The organism is Streptomyces sp. NPDC048353, assembly GCF_055587165.1.
On record NZ_JBVJGU010000007.1, the window covers coordinates 240360 to 259811 of the forward strand.

Here is a 19452-nt window from a genome sequence, read left to right on the forward strand (position 1 = left end):
GTCGAGCGCCGGGGCGTGGTGAGGCGCGGGGAGTCGCACGCCCGGACCCGCTGAGGGCCCTTTCGGGGGCGCGGGGGGGCTGCGCGCGCACCCACGAGCACTCGTGGGCACCCCGGTCTCACCCCGTCGGCGTCGCCCGCGTCAGCGACAGCAGGTCCCGCGCCGGGCCCGTGGGCCGGTGCCCCGTCGGCCAGACCGCGCGGAGGTCGCGCCGGAGCAGGGCGCCCGCGACGGGGATCGCGACCAGGCGGCGGGAGGCCAACTCCTCGGCGACCGCCAGTTCGCTCAGGACGGCCGGACCCGCGCCGCTCACCGCCGCCGCCTTCACCGCGGTCGTGGAGGCCAGCTCCATGAGCGGCTTGGCGAGCCCGCCGTGGGCCGAGAGCGCCGAGTCGAGGACCTGCCGGGTGCCCGAGCCGCGCTCGCGCAGGATCAGCGGGGTCGCGGCCAGCTCGGCCGGGTCCAGCGGCCTGCGGCGGCGGGCCCAGGGATGGGACGGCGCGGCGACCACGGCGAGCCGGTCGTGGGCCACGATCGCCCCGTCCAGGCCGTCGGGCACGGCGAGCCCCTCCACGAACCCGAGGTCCGCCTCGTCCGCGAGGAGCCGCTCCGCGACCACCGCCGAGTTCCCCGCCAGCAGGGACACCGCCGTGTCCGGCCGCTGCGCCCGCAGGGCGATCAGCCACCCCGGAAGCAGGTACTCCGCGATCGTCATCGACGCGGCGACCCGCAGCCGCGAGTCCCGGCGCCCGCGCAGCGCCTGGGCGCCCGCGTCGAAAGCCTCCGCCGCCTCCACGATCCGCCGCGCCCAGTCCGTCACCAGGGCCCCCGCGTCCGTGAGCCGCGAACCGCGCGGCGAGCGGTCCACCAGGGCCACCCCGAGCTGCCGCTCCATCGAACGGATCCGGCTGCTCGCCGCGGGCTGGGTGATCCCGACCTCCCGGGCCGCCCGTCCGAGGCTCCCGTGGCGGGCGACGGCCAGCAGGAGTTCGAGCGCCCCGAGGTCCGGGACCCGGTGGGAGAGGGGCGCTCCCCCGTCGGAGGGGTGCTCGCCGCTGGCGCTGTGCATCTGGCCGGTCATAAATCCAGCTTATGGCGTCATAGGCTCATGATCCCTGGTGGGGCGGCCCCGGCCGGACGACGGTGGACGCATGGCAACACTCGCACCCTCCCGTCCGGCCCCCCTCGCCACCACCCCCGGCGTGCGGGCGGCCGCGGTCCGTCACCTCGGCCCCAACTGGTACGCCTCCGTGATGGGCACCGCCGTCGTCGCCACCGCCGGAGCGAACCTCCCGGTGCACGTTCCGGGACTCCGCACCGCCTGCACGGCCGTCTGGGCGCTCTCCTCGGTTCTCCTCCTGGCCCTGCTCACGGCCCGCGCCCTGCACTGGATCCACCATCGCGACCGGGCAAGGGAGCATCTGCTCGACCCGGCCGTGGCGCCTTTCTACGGCTGCCTGTCGATGGCCCTGCTGGCGGTCGGCGGCGGCACACTGCTCCTCGGCAGGGACTGGATCGGCCTCCCGGCGGCCCTCGCGATCGACACGGTCCTCTTCACCGCCGGCACGCTGATCGGCCTGGCCGCCGCCGTGGCGATCCCGTACCTCATGGTGGTGCGCCACCGGATCGAGGCCGCCTCTCCGGTGTGGCTGCTCCCCGTCGTGGCGCCGATGGTCTCCGCGGCCCTCGGCCCGCTGCTGCTGCCCCATCTGCCCGCGGGGCAGGCGCGCGAGACGCTGCTCATCGCCTGTTACGCCCTGTTCGGCATCAGCCTGCTCGCCACCCTCACCATGCTGCCGCTCGTCTTCGGCCGGCTCGTCACCGGCGGTCCGCCGCCCTTGGCGCTGACCCCCACCCTCTTCCTGGTCCTCGGCCCGCTCGGCCAGTCGACGACCGCCGCGAACACCTTCGCCGACGCGGCTCCGGGCGTCCTGCCCGCCCCGTACGCCCACGGCTTCGGCGCGTTCGCCGTTCTCTACGGCGTGCCCGTGATGGGTTTCGCGTTGCTGTGGCTGGCGCTCGCCGGCGCCCTCGTGCTGCGGGCACGGCGCAGGGGCATGGGGTTCGCGCTGACCTGGTGGGCGTTCACCTTCCCCGTCGGTACGTGCGTGACCGGCGCGGAGGGGCTGGCGCGGCACACCGGGCTCGACGCCTTCCGCTGGCTCGCGATCGTGCTGTACGCGGTCCTCGTGGCGGCCTGGCTGGTGGCCGCCACGCACACCCTGCGCGGGCTGGTCAGCGGCGCGCTGCTCGCAGGGCCCGGGTCAGCACGGCCGGCGCCTCGGCGAGCGAGGGTCCGTACCACGTGAGGTGCCGTCCGCTGACGAGGGCGGCGGGCAGGCCGGGGAAGGCCTCGGGCCCGTCGTCGGGCGTGAAGCGGTACGGCTCGTCGGGCAGCACGACGAGGTCGGCACCGGCGGCGCGGAGTTCGTCGAGGGGGAGGCGAGGGTAGCGCTCGGCGTGGTCGGCGTACAGCTGACGGACACCGAGCCGGGCGAGGACGGCGCCGGCGAAGGTGTCCCGGCCGAGGACCATCCAGGGGCGGCGCCAGATCGGCACGACGGCGGCGGGCCGCGCGGACCCGTCGGCGGGGCCCCCGTCGAGCGCCCGCGGGTCCACGGCCGCCCACGCCTCCTCCGCCTCGGCGAGCCAGCGCGGGCGCGGGGCGGCGCCGCAGGCCCGCAGGACCCGGGCCAGCTCGGCGAACGCCTGGTCGAGGTCGCAGATCTCGGTGACCAGGACGTCGAGACCGGCGGCGCGCAGGGCGGCCAGGTCGGGGGCCCGGTTCTCCTCCTCGTTGGCGATGACGAGGTCGGGGCGCAGGGCGGTGATCGCGGGGACGTCGGGGTTCTTGGTGCCTCCGACGCGGACGACGTCGAGGCCGGCCGGGTGGGTGCACCAGTCGGTGGCGCCGACCAGCAGGCCGGGGGCGGTGACGGCGATGGCCTCGGTCAGGGAGGGGACCAGGGAGACGACGCTGCGTACGCCGCGCGGGGGTCCGGCCGGGGTCATGCGTCGCTGGCCTCGATGTGTTCGGCGACGGCGACGACGAGCAGGCGGGTGCCGGCCTCGGTCGCGCGCCACCGGTGCCGCACGCCGCCGGAGAGGTAGAGGGTGTCGCCGCGTTCGAGCCGGTACGCGCGGCCTTCCGCCTCGACCTCGGCGGCGCCGTCGGCGACGTACAGCAACTCGTCGTTGCGGTGCAGGAATTCGCGGCCGGCGTCCTGCTCGCCGGTGAACTCCAGGGCGTGCAGCTGGTGGCGGCCCCGGACCACGGACCGTACGCCGGGGGGCAGCTCGCCGGCGGACTCGTGCGAGCGGACGATGTCGACGGTGCGGGCGGCCTCGGCGGCGGCGAGCAGTTCGCCGGCCGTGGTGTCCAGGGCGCCCGCGACGAGCTGGAGGGAACGGGTGCTGGGGCGGGCCCGCTCGTTCTCGATCTGGCTGAGGAAGGGCACGGACAGCCCGCTGCGGGAGGCGACGACGGCGAGGGTGAGCTGGAGCGCTCTGCGGCGCCTCTTGACGGCCGCGCCCACGCGCAAGGATTCCTTGTCGTCCATGCCGGCTCCCTCCCTCGTGCCTCGGGCTCGTACCCCGTACGGGCGGGTCGCCTCGTACTCGTCGGTTACCTGCACCTTACGCAGCTTTGGGGCAGGGTTTCGCGTCGTGGCGAAAAGGGGTGGCCGCCGAATACGCTCGGCGACCACCCCTTTTCGGACAGCAGTCGTAAATCCCGTTCCGGTGCCCGTCCCGGACTCTCCGAGGAGGCCGTACGGGTCCGTCACGCTCCCGGGCGACCCCTACTGCGGGGTCAGCTTCTCGGCGAGACCGGGGTTCTTCTCCAGCCAGCCGCGGACCGCGTCCTGTTCCTTGCCCTTGCCGGTCTTCTGGATGACGGCTTCGAGGTCCGTGAGCTGCTTCTCGGTCAGCTTGAAGTTCTTCAGCCAGGCGCCGACCTCGGGGTTGTCGGAGGAGAAGCCCTTACGGGCGAGGGTGTGGACGCCGTCGCCCTTGCCCCAGCTGCCCTTGGGGTCCTCGAGCTTCTTCAGGTCGTACGTCGAGTACGCCCAGTGCGGCGACCAGAGCGTGACGACGACCGGCTCCTTCTTGTCGTACGCGCGCTTCAGCTCCGACAGCATGCCGGGGGTCGAGCCGTCGAGGACCTTGTACTCGCCCTTGAGGCCGTAGTCGTCCAGGACCTTGTCCTTGAGGATGCCCATCATGCCGGCGCTGGGCTCGATGCCCACGATCCGGCCCTTGAACTGCCCGGCCTTGCCCTTGAGGTCGTCGAGGGAGTCGACGCCCTTCATGTAGGAGGGCACGGACAGCTCCAGGGAGGTGGGTCCGTACCAGGAGCCGAGGTCCTCCAGCTTGTTCCGGTACTTCTCCCAGTACTGGGCGTGGGTGACGGGAAGCCAGGCGTCGGTCTGGAAATCGATCTGGCCGCCCGCGAGGCCGGTGTAGAGCGCGCCGGCCTCCAGCTGCTTGGTGTCGACCTCGAAGCCGCGGCGCTCCAGCAGTTCCTTCCAGAGGAAGGTCGAGGCGATGCCCTCGTCCCAGGGGATGTAGCCGAGGCTGATCTTCTTGCCCTGGCCGACGTTCTTGCCGCCGTCGGCGGTGGTCGTCGGCTCCCCGGCGCCGAAGAAGCCCATGCCGCCGGCGACGAGCGCGAGGATCACGACGCCCACGAGGGCGGTGACGGGCTGCGGGCGGTGGCTCCAGATCTTCGCCCCGGTGCGGGAGGCGACCGCGGCGCGGGCCTTGGCCAGCGCCCGGCGGCCGAGCGGCGAGACCTGACGGCCCAGCGCGCCGGTGATCCGGTCCAGGTACATGGCGAGGATGACGATGGAGATGCCCGCCTCGAAGCCGAGGCCGATGTCGACGTTGCCGATGGCGCGGTAGACCGCGCCGCCGAGCCCGCCGCCGCCGACCATGCCGGCGATGACGACCATGGAGAGACCGAGCATGATCACCTGGTTGACGCCGGCCATGATCGTGGGCAGGGCGAGCGGTAGCTGCACGCGCAGCAGCGTGTTGCGCGGGGTCGTGCCGAACGCCTCGGCCGCCTCGACGAGTTCGCCGTCGACCTGGCGGATGCCGAGCTCGGTCATCCGCACGCCCGGGGGCAGCGCGAAGACGATGGTGGCGATGATGCCGGGGACGACGCCGACGCCGAAGAAGATGATGCCGGGGATGAGGTAGACCATCGCCGGCATGGTCTGCATGAAGTCCAGGACCGGGCGCAGGACGGCGCTGACGGTCTTGGAGCGGGCCGCCCAGATGCCGAGCGGTACGGCGATCACGAGGGTGACGAGGGTCGCGACGAGCACCAGGGAGAGGGTCGACATGGCGTCGTCCCACAGCTCGATGGAGTCCACGAGCGCGAAGCCGGCGAAGGCGAGCACACCGGCGGTGAGGCCGCGCAGCCACCAGGCGACGACGGCGAGGATGCCGGCGAAGAGCAGCGGTTCGGGAGCGGCGAGGACCGCGTCGATCCCGTCGTAGAGACCGGTGACGGCGGTGCTGATGGCGTCGAAGAGCCAGGAGAGCTGGATCTGCAGCCAGTCGACGGCGCTGTCGACCCACTGACCGAGGGGGAGCCTAGGCATGGGCGGGCACCTCCTCGACGTCGGCGGCCGGGGCGTCGCAGGCGGTGGGGGGCCTCTGCTCGTCACCGATGAAACCGATGAGACGGGACTGCGGTACGACACCGAGGAGGGTGCCGTCGGCGTCCTTGACGGCCACGGGGTGCGGGACGCGGGCGCTGACGGCGCACAGGTCCGCGACCAGCGTGTCGGGGCCGACGGTCTCGCAGCCGCAGGCGTCGGCGGCGGCCCGACGGGTACCGGCGGGGGCGGCCGCGGGCTCGGCGGCGTCGGCGGTGGACGCGGCGGGGCCGGTCACGGCGGGTGCGGCGTCGGCGGTGGACGCGGCCGGACCGGGCACGGCGGCCGTGGGCTCGGGGTCGGTCATCACGGCGGCGGCCGTGAGCACGCGGGAGCGGTCGACGTCCTGGATGAAGGAGGCGACGTAGTCGTTGGCGGGGCGGAGCAGGATGTCCTCGGCGGAGCCGAGCTGGACGATCCGGCCGTCCCGCATCACCGCGATCCGGTCGCCGAGGCGCATGGCCTCGTTGAGGTCGTGGGTGATGAAGACGATGGTCTTCTTCAGCCGCTTCTGCAGTTCCAGGAGCTGGTCCTGCATGTCACGGCGGATCAGCGGGTCGAGGGCGCTGAACGACTCGTCCATCAGAAGCAGGTCGGCGTCGGTCGCGAGCGCGCGGGCGAGGCCGACGCGCTGCTGCATACCGCCGGACAGCTCGTCGGGCCAGGAGTCCTCCCAGCCGGCGAGACCGCACAGCTCCAGCGCCTCGGCGGCGCGGGCGAGGCGCTCGGCGCGCGGGACGCCCTGGACCTCCAGGCCGTAGGCGGCGTTCTCCAGGACGCTGCGGTGCGGGAAGAGCGCGAAGTGCTGGAAGACCATGCTGATCTTCTGCGAGCGCACGGCGCGCAGGTCGCGGGGGCTCAGCGCGGTGAGGTCCTTGCCGTCGAACAGGACACGGCCGGCGGTGGGGTCGAGCAGCCCGTTGAGCATGCGCAGCAGGGTGGACTTGCCGGATCCGGACAGACCCATCACGACGAAGATCTGGCCCGGCTCGACGACGAAGGACGCGTCGATCACGGCCGCGGTCGTGCCTTCCGCACGGAGCTCGTCGCGGTCCGCGCCGTCGGCGAGCTTCTTGACGGATTCATCGGGTCGTCTGCCGAACACCTTGTACAGGTGATCGGCCTGGAGCCTGGACACATATACCTCACGCGTAGCAACGAATACGGCCCTCCCCCGAGGACTCCGTCCTGGGGGACCCCCACCCCGCGGCCGGGCCGTGGAGCGGGACGGGTTCGGCCCGCGTCTCCCTGTGCACGGGATTCGATCGTTAAATCCCGTACCGGGTCCGCTCCGGGCCCGCGCCTGCCCGGGCCCCCTGACACCAAACGCAAAGGTGACGGGCGTCACGACGGAAACCGGCTCCGGGCGGGAACCGCGTGGTGGGGTGGGGGTCGATGTCGTCACGGGGTCGATGTCGGTGGGGTGCGGCATGATCGGGGGGTGACGACGCCACGCCTGATGCTTCTCGACACCGCCTCCCTCTACTTCCGCGCGTACTTCGGCGTGCCGGACTCCGTCCGGGCCCCGGACGGCACCCCGGTCAACGCCGTACGCGGACTCCTCGACTTCATCGGCCGGCTCGTACAGGACCATCGCCCCGACGAGCTGGTGGCGTGCTGGGACGACGACTGGCGTCCGCAGTGGCGGGTGGACCTGATCCCCTCGTACAAGGCGCACCGGGTGGCCGTGGAGACGGAGAAGGGCCCGGACGAGGAGGAGATCCCGGACACGCTGTCGCCGCAGGTGCCGGTGATCGAGGCGGTCCTGGCGGCGTTCGGCATCGCCCGGATCGGGGCGGCCGGCTACGAGGCGGACGACGTCATCGGGACGCTCGCGGGCCGGGCGAAGGGGCCGGTGGACATCGTCACCGGCGACCGCGACCTGTTCCAGCTCGTCGACGACGAGCGCGGCGTGCGCGTGCTGTACCCCCGCAAGGGCGTCGGCGACTGCGACCTGGTCGACGACGAGATGATCCGTACGAAGTACGGGGTGCGGCCCGACCAGTACGCCGACTTCGCGGCCCTGCGCGGGGACGCCAGCGACGGACTGCCCGGCGTGAAGGGCATCGGGGAGAAGACGGCCGCTCAGCTGATCACCGAGTACGGCGATCTGGCGGGCGTCCGCGCGGCCGCCGTGGACCGCACGTCGAAGCTGACGCCGGCGAAGCGGCGCGGGATCGTGGAGGCGGCGGCCTATCTGGACGTGGCCCCGACGGTCGTCCGGGTCGCCGGTGACGTACCGCTGCCGGAGTTCGACCCGGCCCTGCCGAAGGCGCCTCACGACCCGGCGATGCTGGCCGCGCTGGTGGAGCGGTGGGGGCTGGGCGGGGCGGTGGGCCGGCTGCTGACGGTGCTGGAGCGGTGACGAAAGCTCCTGGGCGGAGATCCCGAAGGATGCTAGCTTAGGTAAACCTAAGTTCATCTCGGTACACCGAAGCCAGGGAGACGTCGTGGCAGAGCAGCCGGCGCGCAAGGCACCGAAGGCCCACGAGGCACGTGTCGTGCGCACGGAGCGGATCACTCCGCACATGGTGCGGGTGGTGCTGGGCGGGGCCGGACTCGACGCGTTCGAGGTCGGCGACCACACCGACCACTATGTGAAGCTGCTCTTCGCCCCCGAGGGCGTGAGCTATCCGGAACCGTTCGACATGGACCGCATCCGCGCGGAGTTCCCGCGCGAGCAGTGGCCCACCACCCGGACCTACACGGTACGGAACTGGGATCCGGTCCAGCGCGAGCTGACGATCGACTTCGTGGTCCACGGCGACGAGGGCCTGGCCGGCCCCTGGGCGGCGCGGGCCCAGGCCGGCGAGATCATGCGGTTCCTCGGACCGGGCGGCGGATACGCCCCGGACCCGGCCGCCGACTGGCACCTCCTCGTGGGCGACGAGAGCGCGCTTCCGGCGATCGCGGTGGCTCTCGAACGGCTCCCGGAAGGGGCGGTCGTCCAGGCCTTCCTGGAGGTCGCCGACGCGACGGAGGAGCAGAAGCTCGCGACGGGCCCGGGAGTGGAACTGACCTGGCTCCACCGGGGCGACCGCCCGACGGGCGAGGCCCTCCTGAAGGCGGTACGCGGCCTGGAGTTCCCGCCCGGTGACCTCCACGCCTTCGTCCACGGCGAGGCGGGCTTCGTCAAGGACCTCCGCCGCCACCTCCGCCTGGACCGCGCCGTCCCCCGCGAACGCCTCTCGATCTCGGGCTACTGGCGCCTGGGCAAGACGGACGAGGCCTGGCGCGCGATCAAGCGCGACTGGAACGACCAGGTCGAACGCGAACAGGAATCCTGACCCGCCAGGGCCCCGCGAGACTCGGACCGCCTCAGGGGGCCCTCCCCCTCCCTCCCTCCCTCCCTCCCCTCCACCTCCACCCGCCTGGGTCCCCGGCTTCGCGGCGGGCCCCTTCCCCTCCTCGATCACCGCTCCCCGACCGGGAGTTGGCGACGGTAAGGCCGCAGGTCCCGACTCGTGAAAGCGGTCCGAACGTCACCTAGGCTGACGCGATGAGCCCCACGCACCCGATGCCCGCGATCGACCGAGCCGTAGGGGCCGTGCTGGGCTCCGCCGTCGGGGACGCCCTCGGAGCTCCCTTCGAGTTCGGGCTGCCGGGGGGCTTCAGCGCGCGCTTCCCCGATGGTGTCGGCACGATGTGCGGAGGCGGCGGCTGGGACCCGGGCGAGGCCACCGACGACACCCAGATGGCCGTGCTCGTCGGAGAGTCGCTCCTCGACCGGGGCGGCCTCGACCTGCCGGACGTCTTCGACCGGTTCCGCGCGTGGGCGGCGGCCGAACCCAAGGACATCGGGCTCCAGACGGAGGACGTCCTCACGAGCGGCGACCCGTGGGACACGGCAGCCGCCCTCCACTTCCAGATCAACGGCCGCGCAGCGGGCAACGGTTCCCTCATGCGCGCCTCCACCTCCGCCGTGTACTTCGCCTCCGCCGGGCGCGAGGCCACGATGGACGCGGCCCGCCCCCTCGCCGCTCTCACCCATGGCGACGGCGCCGCCTGGGAGGGCACCGCCATCCTCCACGAGCTCGTCCGTGTCGCCCTCCTCGGCGAGGACCCCCTCGAGGCCCTGCCCGCCACCCTCGCCGCGGTCGCCCCGCCCCACCGGGAGCGCTGGTCGCGCGTTCTCGCCCCTTCCTGGCACCCGGACGACGCCACGGAGTTCAACGGCGCCGTCTGGCCCTGCCTCGCGTCTGCGGTGTGGTCCCTGCGCACGACCACCTCCTTCGAGGCGGCGCTGTCCGTCGCGATCGACCTGGGCGGGGACACGGACACCGTGGCAGCGGTCACCGGCATGCTGGCCGGCGCGGTGCACGGCCCTTCCGCGATCCCGCCCCGCTGGACGGCGCCCCTCCACGTCCCGCTCCCCGGATTCGGCGACCGCGTCCTGCGCGCCCCCGAGCTCCGCGACCTGGCCGTGTCCCTGACCCGCGCGGGAGCCGCACACTGACGCTGTCTCCCCCGCCGCCCCGGGAGTCCCACGTCGGCACCGCTCCCCCCATTCCCGCAGCTCAGTCCTCGGTCGTGCCGCTGCCGGTCGCACGAGCCCGCACCGTCGCCAGGACCTCGCGGTCCGGTTGGAGGGTGAGGCTGGGCACGGGGCGTATCTCCCCCGGGTCGACGGTGACGGTGAACCTGCGGGCGAGGACCGCCAGGACGAGGACGGCCTCGACCATGGCGAACCGGGTGCCGAGGCAGACGCGCGGTCCGCCGCCGAAGGGGAACCAGGCGTATTCCGGTATCTCCTCGGCGGCCCCGCCCTCGGTGGTGTCCCAGCGCTCGGGGCGGAACTCCTCCGGGTCGGGGAACCAGCGCCCGTCGCGGTGGGTGGCCCACTGGCTGCTCCACACCCGTGTGCCGGCGGGTATCGGCATGCCGCCGAGGGTCGCGCCTTCTTTGGCGATGCCCGTGAGGAGCCAGATCGTCGGGTAGAGCCGCAGGGTCTCCTTGACGACGGCCTGGGTGTAGGTCAGCCGGGCGTAGTCGTCGAAGCCGGGCTCCCGGTCGCCGAGGACCCGGTCCAGCTCCTCGGTGAGGGCGTCGCGGACTCGCGGGTTCTGCGACAGGAGCTGCCAGGCCCAGACGAGGGTGGAGCTGGTGGTCTCGTGGCCGCCGATGTAGAGCGTGACGGTCTCGTCGCGGATCTCCCGGTCGGAGAGGCGGGCCCCGGTCTCGTCCTGGGCGGTGAGGAGCCGGCTGAGGAGGTCGGGCCGTTCGCCGTCCCCCTCGCGGTGGCGTGCGACGATCCGGCTCACCTCGGCGTCGATGACGGCGGTGGCCCGCTTGATCCTGGCCCGCCCCGGAGTCGGGACCCAGTCGGGCAGCAGGGCGCCCAGGCCGCTGAACTCGGCGCCGATCTCCTTCTGCGCGATATCCATCGCGCTGCCGATGGCCTCGGCGTCGGCGGCGGTGTCGACGCCGAAGATGGTGCGGACGGCGATGAGTTGGGTGAGGGCGGCCATCTCCTTCTTGATGTCGATCCGCCGGCCGTCGGACCACCGGTCGGCGAGGTCGACCGCGCACTCCGCCATCGTGGCGGCGTAGGAGCGCACCTGCCTGGGCCGGACGGAGGGCTGGACGAGGGAGCGCTTGCGGCGCCAGTCGGCGCCTTTGGCGACGACCACGCCGTTGCCGAGGAGGGTGCGGAAGGCGATGCCGAGGTCGGGCTGGTCGAAGGTCCGCTCGACTTCGGTGAGGAGTTCGCCGATGGTGTCGGGGTGGGCGATGAAGAGGGCGCGCCCGCGGCCGAACTGCCAGCTGACGAAGTCTCCGCGCTCGCGCAGCCGCTCGAAGAAGGCGAGCGGATCCTTGCCGAACTCGGGGAGGTTCCCCAGCAGCGGCACGCCCCGTGGCCCCGGCACGATCGTAGGTCCGTCGGTCGCCCTGTCGGCGGCGGCCGGACCGGCTTGCGTGGTCACGAGCGTTCCCTCCCCCTGGTGTTGCCCGGTGTGTGTCTCCATGGAATCGGAGAGGACCGACCCTCCGCCACCCCTGTGGACAACTGCCTGTGGTTGACGGGTGGGCAGAAAGCCGGGAGGGGCCCGTGGCGTCAACCACGGGCCCCTCCCGGCTACTTCGGCGCCCCGCGTACGGCGGTCCGCCTTCGCGCCCTTGGGCGTCAGCTCACGGAGCTGTACGCCACGACACCTCTCAGCAGCGCCTCGACGGCCTTGCGCGCGTTCTTGGAGACGGTGCTGTCGCCGTCCTTCGGCGCTGCCGCCGCGATCTGTCCCAGGACGTCGATGACCTGCTTGCACCAGCGCACGAAGTCGCCGGCGGGCATCTCGGCTTCCCGCAGCACCTCGTCGAGCCCCCGGTCGGACGCCCACTGGTGCGCGGCCCAGGCGAAGCCGAGGTCGGGTTCGCGCTGGCCGACCCCCTCCGCCTGGTTGATCTTGAACTCTTCCTCCAGGGCGTCGAGCCGCCCCCAGATCCGCACCATCTCGCCGAGGGCGGCCTTGGCGTTGCCGGTCGGCAGCTTCGGCGGGACGGCGTCGTCGGCCTGCCGCGCCTCGTACACCAGGGCCGAGACGCAGGCGGCGAGTTCGGCCGGGTTGAGCCCCTCCCAGACACCTTCGCGGAGGCATTCGCTGGCGAGCAGGTCGAGTTCGCCGTAGAGGCGGGCGAGCCGCTTGCCGTTGTCCGTGACGTCGTCGCCCCGGAGGTAGTCGAGCTCGGTGAGCAGCGCGACGATCCGGTCGAAGGTGCGGGCGATGGTGTTGGTGCGGCCTTCGATGCGCCGCTCCAACTGGCGGGTGTCGCGCTGGAGGCGGTGGTACCGCTCGGCCCAGCGAGCGTGGTCCTCGCGCTCGTCGCAGCCGTGGCAGGGGTGGGCGCGCAGTTCGGTGCGCAGCCGGGCGATCTCACGGTCGTCGGCGGCGGGCGAGCGGTCCCTGCGGTGCCGCTCGGGGTTGATGTGCCCGGCCTTGGTGCGCAGGGCGGAGGCGAGGTCGCGGCGGGACTGCGGGGAGCGCGGGTTGAAGGACTTGGGGATCCTCATGCGCTCCAGGGCTTCGACCGGGATGGGGAAGTCGATCGAGGCGAGCCGCTTGACCTGCCGCTCGGCGGTGAGGACGAGCGGGCGGGGCCCGTCGTGGTGCTCGAAGCCGCGGTGGCCGTTGGTCCGGCCGGCGGGGATGCCCGGGTCGAGGACGAGCGCCAGCCCGGCGAACTTCCCGGTGGGGACGTGGATGACGTCGCCGGCCTTGAGGCGTTCCAGGGAGGCGGCGGCCTGGGCGCGGCGCTGTGCGGCGCCCTGCTTGGCCAGCTCCGTCTCGCGGTCCTTGAGGTCGCGGCGCAGCCGTGCGTACTCCTCGAAGTCCCCGAGGTGGCAGGTCATGCCCTCCCGGTAGCCCTCCAGGCCCTCTTCGTTCTTCTGGACCTGCCGGGAGATGCCGACGACGGACCGGTCGGCCTGGAACTGCGCGAACGACGTTTCGAGGAGTTCCCGGGAGCGGTGCCGCCCGAACTGGTCCACCAGGTTGACGGCCATGTTGTACGACGGCTTGAAGCTGGAGCGCAGCGGGTACGTGCGGGTGCCGGCGAGGCCGGCGAGGTGGCCGGGGTCGAGGCCGCGCTGCCAGAGCACGACCGCGTGGCCCTCGACGTCGATGCCGCGGCGGCCCGCGCGGCCGGTGAGCTGGGTGTACTCACCGGGGGTGATGTCGGCGTGCTGCTCGCCGTTCCACTTGACCAGCTTCTCCAGGACCACGGACCGGGCGGGCATGTTGATGCCGAGGGCGAGGGTCTCGGTGGCGAAGACCGCCTTGACCAGGCCGCGGACGAACAGCTCCTCGACGACCTCCTTGAACGTGGGCAGCATGCCGGCGTGGTGGGCGGCGATGCCCCGCTCCAGCGCCTCGAGCCATTCGTAGTACCCGAGGACGTGCAGGTCCTCGGTGGGGATGGAGGCGGTCCGCTCCTCGACGATCTCCCGGACGCGCCGGCGGGCGTCGTCGTCGTTGAGCCGCAGGCCGGCATAGAGGCACTGCTGGACGGCGGCCTCGCAGCCGGCGCGGCTGAAGATGAAGGTGATGGCCGGCAGGAGCCCCTCGGCGTCGAGCCGGTCGATGACCTCCGGTCGGCCCGGCGTCCAGATGCGGGAGCGCTGGCGGCGCTCGCGCTCCCGGTCGGCCTCGCGGATCATCTTGCCGCGGCGCCGGTCGCGGGGGTTGTACGTCCGGGAGTTCTCGGTGTGGGCGAGGCGCAGCAGGTCGGGGTTGACCTCGCGGCGGGACGCGCCGCGGCCGCCGTGGTCGGTCTCCTCCTCGAAGAGGTCGTACATCCGCCGGCCGGCCAGCACGTGCTGCCAGAGCGGCACGGGGCGGCTCTCGGAGACGATGACCTCGGTGTCGCCGCGCACGGTGTCGAGCCAGTCGCCGAACTCCTCGGCGTTGGAGACGGTCGCGGAGAGCGAGACGAGGGTGACCGACTCGGGGAGGTGGATGATCACTTCCTCCCAGACGGCGCCGCGGAAGCGGTCCGAGAGGTAGTGGACCTCGTCCATGACGACGTACCCGAGGCCGGAGAGCGCCTGGGAGCCCGCGTACAGCATGTTGCGGAGGACTTCGGTGGTCATCACGATGATCGGCGCGGCGGCGTTGACGCTGTTGTCGCCGGTGAGCAGGCCGACCTTGGCGTTGCCGTACCGCTTGACGAGGTCGGCGTACTTCTGGTTCGACAGCGCTTTGATGGGTGTCGTGTAGAAGCACTTGCGCCCTTGGAGGAGGGCGAGGTGGACGGCGAACTCGCCGACGATGGTCTTGCCCGAGCCCGTGGGTGCCGCGACGAGCACGCCTTTGCCCGCCTCGAGTGCCTGGCACGCCTCGATCTGGAAGGGGTCCAGATCGAACTCGTACATCTCGCGGAAGGGGGCCAGCGCGGTGGCCTGCTCGGCATTGCGGGCCCGGGCGGCTGCGTACGCTTCGGCTGGTGTGAGGTCCTCTGTCATCTTGTCGTCGAGCCTACCCGCCACCTCTGACAGTGACGCGATCTTTAACGACCTGCCGTGCGGAGCGCGGGAAGCGGAGGCGCGGGGGCACGGAGCGCCGTCGTCGTACGACGTTCCGTGAGCGCCGACGGCCGGGGACCACCCCCGGAGACGGGTGTCCCCCCGGACGCCTGTCCGGGGGGAGAGGACCCGGTCGGGTCAGGTGATGTCGTCGTAGCCGATCTGCCGGTGCGCCCGGGCGCCGTCCGAGTCGCCGGTGGCCTGCTCGGGAAGGGCGGGCGCGGCGCTGACCGGCTCGACCGCTGCGACGGCCTCGGGGTTGAGGTCGAGGACGGAGGCCTCGTCGTCGTCGAGTTCGGCGTCGGGGTTGTTGCGCCTGCGGCGCCGGTCGTTGAGGAGCGAGAAGCCGACGGCCGCGAAGTAGAGGATGGTGATCGGCCCGGCGAGGGCCAGCATGCCGATCGGGTCCGTGGTGGGGGTGATGACGGCGCCGAAGACGAAGACGCCCATGATCACGCCACGCCACCAGCCGGCCATCCGTCGGCCGGTGAGGACGCCGGTGAGGTTCAGCATCACCAGCACGAGCGGCAGCTCGAACGCGAGGCCGAAGACGAGCACCATCCGCAGGGTGAAGTCGAGGACGTCACCGAGCGAGAGGATGTTCGCGGATCCACCGGGCGTGAGGCTGATGAGCACCTTCACGCTGATGGGGAGGATGAGGTACGCGAGGTAGGCGCCGGCCGTGAAGAGCGGGACCGCGGCGCCGACGAAGGCGTAGGTGTACTTCTTCTCGCTCCTGTGCAGGCCGGGCGCGATGAAGGCCCAGAGCTGGTACAGCCAGACCGGGCTCGCGACGACGAGACCCGTGACGAGGCTGACCTGGATCGTGGTGCTGAAGGGCGCGATCAGCGTGTTGAAGGAGACGATCGCGCAGTTTCCGCCGTCGCTGGTGACGCCCGACGGGCACTTGGGCACCGACCTCGTCAGGAACTGCATCAGGTCCTCGCTGTACACGAGGGCCACGACGGTGACCGCGGCGATGGCCAGCAGGCCTTTCGCCATGCGGTTGCGAAGCTCACGCAGGTGCTCCACGAGGGGCATGCGGCCCTCGGGATCCTTCTCCTGCTTGCGGGCAGACTTGAGCAACCCACGTCCTCATCTCGTGCGGCAGCCGCCGCTCGGTGCGGCGGCCGCGGCGGACCGGGTCAGCGCTTGGTGGTGTCCGTCGGCTCGGCCACCGGACGCGCGCTGGTCACGTCGCCGGGCGCGGCCTGGATGGTCCGGGGCACGGCCTGGTCCGGGGCGCCGGGGTGCGGCGGGTCCGCGGGGGCGCTCTGCTGGTCGTCCGACTTCATCGCCTTGGCCTCGCTCTTGAGGATGCGGGCCGACTTGCCCAGCGAACGGGCCATGTCGGGCAGCTTCTTCGCGCCGAAGAGCAGGATGATGACGACGAGGATGAGAATGATCTCGGTGGGGCCGAGCCTACCCATAGCGTTTACCTTCTTCACCGAGGCGACATTGAGTGCGTGTCCGGCGGGTCGGACATGCGTCCGGCCACCGCGCTGTCTGCGATCGTAACCCGCAGGAGTAAACGCCGGGCAATGCCTGTGCATACTCACCATTGCGGCCCCCGCTGCCTCGCGAAGCCGCTTCGTGCAGCGTACGGCAGGGATCAGCGCAGCGTGTCGCCGGTACGGGCCAGGTCGGCGGCCGCCTTCTCGAGGTCTTCCGCCGCGCGATTGATGCGCTCCGTGGTGCCGGCGACCTGGCGGCCGAGCCGCTGGGCCTCCACGAAGACCTTGATGCCGAGGACACCGAGGACGGCGATCCCGAGGAATCCGAGTGCGATGGCGAGCATGGGCCAGAACATGGGGCGAGCCTAGGGGTAGTACGGACGCCGCGCCGGACGGTACCGCCGCGGGGACGGGAACCGGCCGGCCACGGCGGGAAACGGAACGCGTGGGGCCGGGCCCGGTCTCAGACGGTGGAGTGCAGACGCAGGGTCCGCACCCCGCCGCCGGTGAGGAGTTCGATGATCCGCTCGCCGGCCGGCTTGCGGACCGCGCTGCCGCACTCGGGGCAGGTGAAGGAGTAGAAGGTGGTGCGACGGCTGGCCCCGATCGCGAGGCGCAGCGCGCTCGCGGAGAGTTCGCAGCGGGAGCGGCAGTCGGGGCAGGCGGCCTTGAAGAAGACCGGTGCGATCGACGCCGTCATTCCGTGCATCACGGACATGTCCCTCTTCTCTCATCCTTCTGGGGGAATGTCACATTCCCCTCGATTCCCGGCCTTCCCCCGTCGCCCCGGGGGCGGGGGTCACTCCACGCCGTCGTAGGCGGCCAGTGCGGCGGTCGCAGCCGCCCTCGCGCTGTCGGCCAGTTCGGGCGGGGAGACGATCCGCCCGTCGCTGCCCAGCCGCAGCGCGAGCCGGCGCAGCGAGGCGGGAGCGGGCGTCCGGAGGGTGATCCGCAGCCCGCCGTCGGCCAGCTCCTCGGCCCGGTCGTGCGGGTAGTACTCCGCCACCCAGCGGCCGCCGGGACCGACCTCCACGACGACCTCCGGGTCGTCGGCGGACGGCTGGACCAGACCCTCGGAGAGGTCCCGGAGCTCCAGCTCCGGGGGCGCCGCGTGCTCGTCGAGGATCCGGATCTCGGCGACGCGGTCGAGCCGGAAGGTGCGCCGCGCCTCGGAGAGCCGGCACCACGCCTCCATGTACGTGTGCCCGACGGCGAAGAGCCGGATGGGGTCGACCTCCCGCTCGGTCAGCTCGTCCCGCGCGGGTGAGTAGTACCGCACCCAGAGCCGCCGCCGCTCCGAGATGGCCCGGTCGACCTCGGCGAAGACCCCGCCTTCGGACTCGAAGGTCACGGAGAGGCGGGAGCTGGCGCCCGCGGCCTCCCCGGCCGCCGCCTCCAGCTTGGCGGTGGCCCGCAGCAGCGCCTCGCGGTCGCTCTCGCGCAGGCCGGGCAGGGTGGACACGGCCCGGGCGGCGACCAGCAGCGCGGTGGCCTCGTCGGCCGCCAGCCGCAGCGGGGCCGCCACGTCGTCGGGGTTGTGCCACCAAATCCGGTCGCCGTCCGTGTCGATGTCGAGCAGGTCGCCGCCCCGGAAGCTGGTGCCGCACATGGGCAGCACGTCGAGGTCGGAGATCAGCTCGTCCTCGCTGATGCCGAAGGCGCGGGCGACGTCGGCGACATGGGCACCGGGGCGTTCCCGTAGGTAGGTGACGAGGGAGAGCATCCGCCTCGTCTGGTCGATCGCGTTCGCGGCCATGCCGTACGTCTCCCCTTCAGCCCTTGGCCACGGCGCGCAGCCGGTCCATCACATCGGCCCGCAGATCCGCGGGTTCCCGGACGACGACATCGGGGCCGAACTCGACGAGCCAGGCGTCGAGGCCGTGCCCGTACGGGATCTCCAGCTCGTCCCAGCCGTCCGTCCCCTCCTGTACGGACTGGGCGCGGGCCCGCAGCGGATAGCCGCAGCCGGCGCGCAGCCGGATCCGGGCGGAGCGGGTGGCGGTCTCGCCGGCCCAGCTCTCGACGGTCTCGCGGACGGTGACGACGTCGGGCACGGGCGCGGTGAAGGCGCCGGCCCGCGAGCGGACCTTGCCGGTGATGCGGGAGAGGCGGAAGACCCGCTCGGCGCCGCGTTCGCGGTCCCATCCGGCGAGGTACCAGTGGCCGCGCCAGCATTCCAGCGTCCATGGTTCGACCTGGCGCGTCTCGGGGCGGGCCGCGGTGGCCTTGCGGTAGTCGAAGACCACGGGCCGCCGGTCGCGGCAGGCGAGCATCAGGGGCTCGAAGGCGGCCTCGTGCACGGGGATCCGCGGTTCGAGGGCGCTGTGCTGGACGTCGTACGAGTCCTCCGCCTCGGGCATCCCGGCGGCGCGGAGCTTCTGCAGGGCGCCGCTGGCGGCGCCGGCGAGGCGGGCCTGCTGCCAGACCTTGGCGGCGAGGCCGAGCGCGGCGGCCTCCTCGGCGTCGAGGGTGATGGCCGGCAGGCGGTTGGAGTCGCGGCGGGCGAGGTAGCCCGTCTCGCCCTCCAGGTTCTCGACGGTCTCGATGACCAGGCCGAGTTCGCGCAGATCGTCCTTGTCGCGCTCGAACATCCGGTTGAAGGCGTCGTCTCCGCCGGCTTCGAGGTAGGCCTCGATCGAGCCGCGCAGCTCGCGCTTGCTCAGCGGGCGGCGGGTTCCGAGCAGGCACAGCGCCAGATTCATCAGCCGCTCGGCCTTGGCAATCGCCATCGACGCCCTGCACCTCTTCTGCCGGATTGACTTCTCGGACGTCCGACCGTACCGCCCCGGGGTGTCGCGGCAAAAGCCGAGGGCCCATGCCGGACGGCATGGGCCCTCGTGGTGATCGGTTCCGGGTCAGGATCCGGTCACACCGGGTCCGATCAGACCGCGACCAGGTCGCAGACGAAGATCAGCGTCTCGCCGGGGGCGATCTTGCCGCCCGCGCCACGGTCGCCGTAGGCGAGGTGGGCGGGGATGATCAGCTGGCGGCGGCCGCCGACCTTCATGCCCTGGACGCCCTGGTCCCAGCCGGCGATGACCTGGCCGGCACCGAGCTGGAACTGCAGCGGGGTGCCGCGGTTCCAGGAGGAGTCGAACTCCTCGCCGGTGGAGAAGGAGACGCCGACGTAGTGGACGGAGACGGTGGCTCCGGCCTTCGCCTCCGGGCCGTCACCCTCCCAGATGTCCTTGATCTCCAGGTCCTTCGGCGGCTCGCCGCCCGGGAAGTCGACCTCGGGCTTGTCGATGCTCACTGCAGTGTGCTCCTCAAACTGATGAACTGGACAACCGGGACAGTCTTACATCCCCGCCCCCGC

At 72.4% G+C, this 19452-nt stretch carries 18 protein-coding genes; 4 read left to right on the top strand and 14 right to left on the bottom strand.

What is annotated here, in order from left to right:
• Nucleotides 1-118: 118 nt before the first annotated feature.
• The gene (locus ACZ6RC_RS25255) at nucleotides 119-1081 is read right to left on the bottom strand and encodes a LysR family transcriptional regulator (protein WP_469587176.1); all 963 of its coding nucleotides are present in this window, start codon (nucleotides 1079-1081) and stop codon (nucleotides 119-121) included.
• Between the two features lie 70 nt (nucleotides 1082-1151).
• Here ACZ6RC_RS25255 and ACZ6RC_RS25260 point away from each other — a divergent pair, with 70 nt between their 5' ends.
• The gene (locus ACZ6RC_RS25260) at nucleotides 1152-2309 is read left to right on the top strand and encodes a TDT family transporter (RefSeq protein ID WP_469587179.1); all 1158 of its coding nucleotides are present in this window, start codon (nucleotides 1152-1154) and stop codon (nucleotides 2307-2309) included.
• Here the strand turns inward: ACZ6RC_RS25260 and ACZ6RC_RS25265 are convergent.
• From ACZ6RC_RS25265 to ACZ6RC_RS25280, 4 genes are all read right to left on the bottom strand, one after another.
• The gene (locus tag ACZ6RC_RS25265; RefSeq protein ID WP_469587183.1) at nucleotides 2236-3012 is read right to left on the bottom strand and encodes a helical backbone metal receptor; all 777 of its coding nucleotides are present in this window, start codon (nucleotides 3010-3012) and stop codon (nucleotides 2236-2238) included. The genes ACZ6RC_RS25260 and ACZ6RC_RS25265 overlap by 74 nt on opposite strands.
• Nucleotides 3009-3560, bottom strand: coding sequence for a helix-turn-helix domain-containing protein (locus tag ACZ6RC_RS25270; RefSeq protein WP_391144812.1), 552 nt, complete (start codon nucleotides 3558-3560; stop codon nucleotides 3009-3011). Before ACZ6RC_RS25270 ends, ACZ6RC_RS25265 begins: the two co-directional genes overlap by 4 nt.
• Before the next feature lie 240 nt (nucleotides 3561-3800).
• Nucleotides 3801-5609, bottom strand: a complete 1809-nt coding sequence (locus ACZ6RC_RS25275) for an ABC transporter permease/substrate binding protein (protein WP_469587187.1) — start codon at nucleotides 5607-5609, stop codon at nucleotides 3801-3803.
• On the bottom strand, nucleotides 5602-6804 hold the full coding sequence (locus ACZ6RC_RS25280) for a quaternary amine ABC transporter ATP-binding protein (RefSeq protein ID WP_469587190.1): 1203 nt from the start codon (nucleotides 6802-6804) through the stop codon (nucleotides 5602-5604). The genes ACZ6RC_RS25275 and ACZ6RC_RS25280 overlap by 8 nt, the downstream gene beginning before the upstream one ends.
• A gap of 321 nt (nucleotides 6805-7125) precedes the next feature.
• On the opposite strand from ACZ6RC_RS25280, the gene ACZ6RC_RS25285 reads away from it, so the two are divergent.
• The 3 genes from ACZ6RC_RS25285 to ACZ6RC_RS25295 all read left to right on the top strand — a co-directional run bounded on the left by ACZ6RC_RS25285 (nucleotide 7126) and on the right by ACZ6RC_RS25295 (nucleotide 10122).
• Nucleotides 7126-8031, top strand: coding sequence for a 5'-3' exonuclease (locus tag ACZ6RC_RS25285; protein WP_391145341.1), 906 nt, complete (start codon nucleotides 7126-7128; stop codon nucleotides 8029-8031).
• 85 nt (nucleotides 8032-8116) lie between these two features.
• The gene (locus ACZ6RC_RS25290) at nucleotides 8117-8953 is read left to right on the top strand and encodes a siderophore-interacting protein (protein WP_391144804.1); all 837 of its coding nucleotides are present in this window, start codon (nucleotides 8117-8119) and stop codon (nucleotides 8951-8953) included.
• 212 nt (nucleotides 8954-9165) lie between these two features.
• Nucleotides 9166-10122, top strand: coding sequence for an ADP-ribosylglycohydrolase family protein (locus ACZ6RC_RS25295; protein WP_469587194.1), 957 nt, complete (start codon nucleotides 9166-9168; stop codon nucleotides 10120-10122).
• Nucleotides 10123-10183: 61 nt separating this feature from the next.
• On the opposite strand, the gene ACZ6RC_RS25300 is transcribed toward ACZ6RC_RS25295, so the two are convergent.
• From ACZ6RC_RS25300 to ACZ6RC_RS25340, 9 genes are all read right to left on the bottom strand, one after another.
• Nucleotides 10184-11590: a cytochrome P450 gene (locus ACZ6RC_RS25300; protein WP_469587197.1), complete on the bottom strand. Its 1407-nt coding sequence runs from the start codon at nucleotides 11588-11590 to the stop codon at nucleotides 10184-10186.
• A gap of 200 nt (nucleotides 11591-11790) precedes the next feature.
• Nucleotides 11791-14622 carry a DEAD/DEAH box helicase gene (locus ACZ6RC_RS25305; RefSeq protein ID WP_469587201.1) on the bottom strand — a complete coding sequence of 944 codons (2832 nt, stop codon included), beginning with the start codon at nucleotides 14620-14622 and terminating at the stop codon, nucleotides 11791-11793.
• 198 nt (nucleotides 14623-14820) lie between these two features.
• The gene (tatC, locus tag ACZ6RC_RS25310; protein ID WP_391145338.1) at nucleotides 14821-15723 is read right to left on the bottom strand and encodes a twin-arginine translocase subunit TatC; all 903 of its coding nucleotides are present in this window, start codon (nucleotides 15721-15723) and stop codon (nucleotides 14821-14823) included.
• A 104-nt stretch (nucleotides 15724-15827) separates the two neighbouring features.
• Nucleotides 15828-16112: a Sec-independent protein translocase subunit TatA gene (gene tatA / locus ACZ6RC_RS25315; RefSeq protein ID WP_391144794.1), complete on the bottom strand. Its 285-nt coding sequence runs from the start codon at nucleotides 16110-16112 to the stop codon at nucleotides 15828-15830.
• Between the two features lie 182 nt (nucleotides 16113-16294).
• Nucleotides 16295-16492 carry a hypothetical protein gene (locus tag ACZ6RC_RS25320; protein ID WP_391144792.1) on the bottom strand — a complete coding sequence of 66 codons (198 nt, stop codon included), beginning with the start codon at nucleotides 16490-16492 and terminating at the stop codon, nucleotides 16295-16297.
• Nucleotides 16493-16599: 107 nt separating this feature from the next.
• Nucleotides 16600-16854: a hypothetical protein gene (locus tag ACZ6RC_RS25325; RefSeq protein WP_391144790.1), complete on the bottom strand. Its 255-nt coding sequence runs from the start codon at nucleotides 16852-16854 to the stop codon at nucleotides 16600-16602.
• Nucleotides 16855-16935: 81 nt separating this feature from the next.
• Nucleotides 16936-17892, bottom strand: a complete 957-nt coding sequence (locus ACZ6RC_RS25330; RefSeq protein WP_391144787.1) for a helix-turn-helix transcriptional regulator — start codon at nucleotides 17890-17892, stop codon at nucleotides 16936-16938.
• 16 nt (nucleotides 17893-17908) lie between these two features.
• On the bottom strand, nucleotides 17909-18865 hold the full coding sequence (locus ACZ6RC_RS25335) for a helix-turn-helix transcriptional regulator (protein ID WP_469587206.1): 957 nt from the start codon (nucleotides 18863-18865) through the stop codon (nucleotides 17909-17911).
• A 152-nt stretch (nucleotides 18866-19017) separates the two neighbouring features.
• Complete coding sequence (locus ACZ6RC_RS25340) at nucleotides 19018-19389, bottom strand: FKBP-type peptidyl-prolyl cis-trans isomerase (protein ID WP_391144781.1); 372 nt, start codon at nucleotides 19387-19389, stop codon at nucleotides 19018-19020.
• Nucleotides 19390-19452: the final 63 nt, after the last annotated feature.

Excerpts from the sequence above, each read along its gene's own strand:
- tatC (WP_391145338.1), bottom strand. The coding sequence starts at position 15,723 with ATGCCCCTCGTGGAGCACCTGCGTGAGCTTCGCAACCGCATGGCGAAA.
- tatA (WP_391144794.1), bottom strand. The coding sequence starts at position 16,112 with ATGGGTAGGCTCGGCCCCACCGAGATCATTCTCATCCTCGTCGTCATC.
- ACZ6RC_RS25270 (WP_391144812.1), bottom strand. The coding sequence starts at position 3,560 with ATGGACGACAAGGAATCCTTGCGCGTGGGCGCGGCCGTCAAGAGGCGC.
- ACZ6RC_RS25305 (WP_469587201.1), bottom strand. The coding sequence starts at position 14,622 with ATGACAGAGGACCTCACACCAGCCGAAGCGTACGCAGCCGCCCGGGCC.
- ACZ6RC_RS25285 (WP_391145341.1), top strand. The coding sequence starts at position 7,126 with ATGCTTCTCGACACCGCCTCCCTCTACTTCCGCGCGTACTTCGGCGTG.
- ACZ6RC_RS25265 (WP_469587183.1), bottom strand. The coding sequence starts at position 3,012 with ATGACCCCGGCCGGACCCCCGCGCGGCGTACGCAGCGTCGTCTCCCTG.
- ACZ6RC_RS25275 (WP_469587187.1), bottom strand. The coding sequence starts at position 5,609 with ATGCCTAGGCTCCCCCTCGGTCAGTGGGTCGACAGCGCCGTCGACTGG.
- ACZ6RC_RS25320 (WP_391144792.1), bottom strand. The coding sequence starts at position 16,492 with ATGTTCTGGCCCATGCTCGCCATCGCACTCGGATTCCTCGGGATCGCC.
- ACZ6RC_RS25295 (WP_469587194.1), top strand. The coding sequence starts at position 9,166 with ATGAGCCCCACGCACCCGATGCCCGCGATCGACCGAGCCGTAGGGGCC.
- ACZ6RC_RS25325 (WP_391144790.1), bottom strand. The coding sequence starts at position 16,854 with ATGTCCGTGATGCACGGAATGACGGCGTCGATCGCACCGGTCTTCTTC.
- ACZ6RC_RS25260 (WP_469587179.1), top strand. The coding sequence starts at position 1,152 with ATGGCAACACTCGCACCCTCCCGTCCGGCCCCCCTCGCCACCACCCCC.
- ACZ6RC_RS25335 (WP_469587206.1), bottom strand. The coding sequence starts at position 18,865 with ATGGCGATTGCCAAGGCCGAGCGGCTGATGAATCTGGCGCTGTGCCTG.
- ACZ6RC_RS25330 (WP_391144787.1), bottom strand. The coding sequence starts at position 17,892 with ATGGCCGCGAACGCGATCGACCAGACGAGGCGGATGCTCTCCCTCGTC.
- ACZ6RC_RS25255 (WP_469587176.1), bottom strand. The coding sequence starts at position 1,081 with ATGACCGGCCAGATGCACAGCGCCAGCGGCGAGCACCCCTCCGACGGG.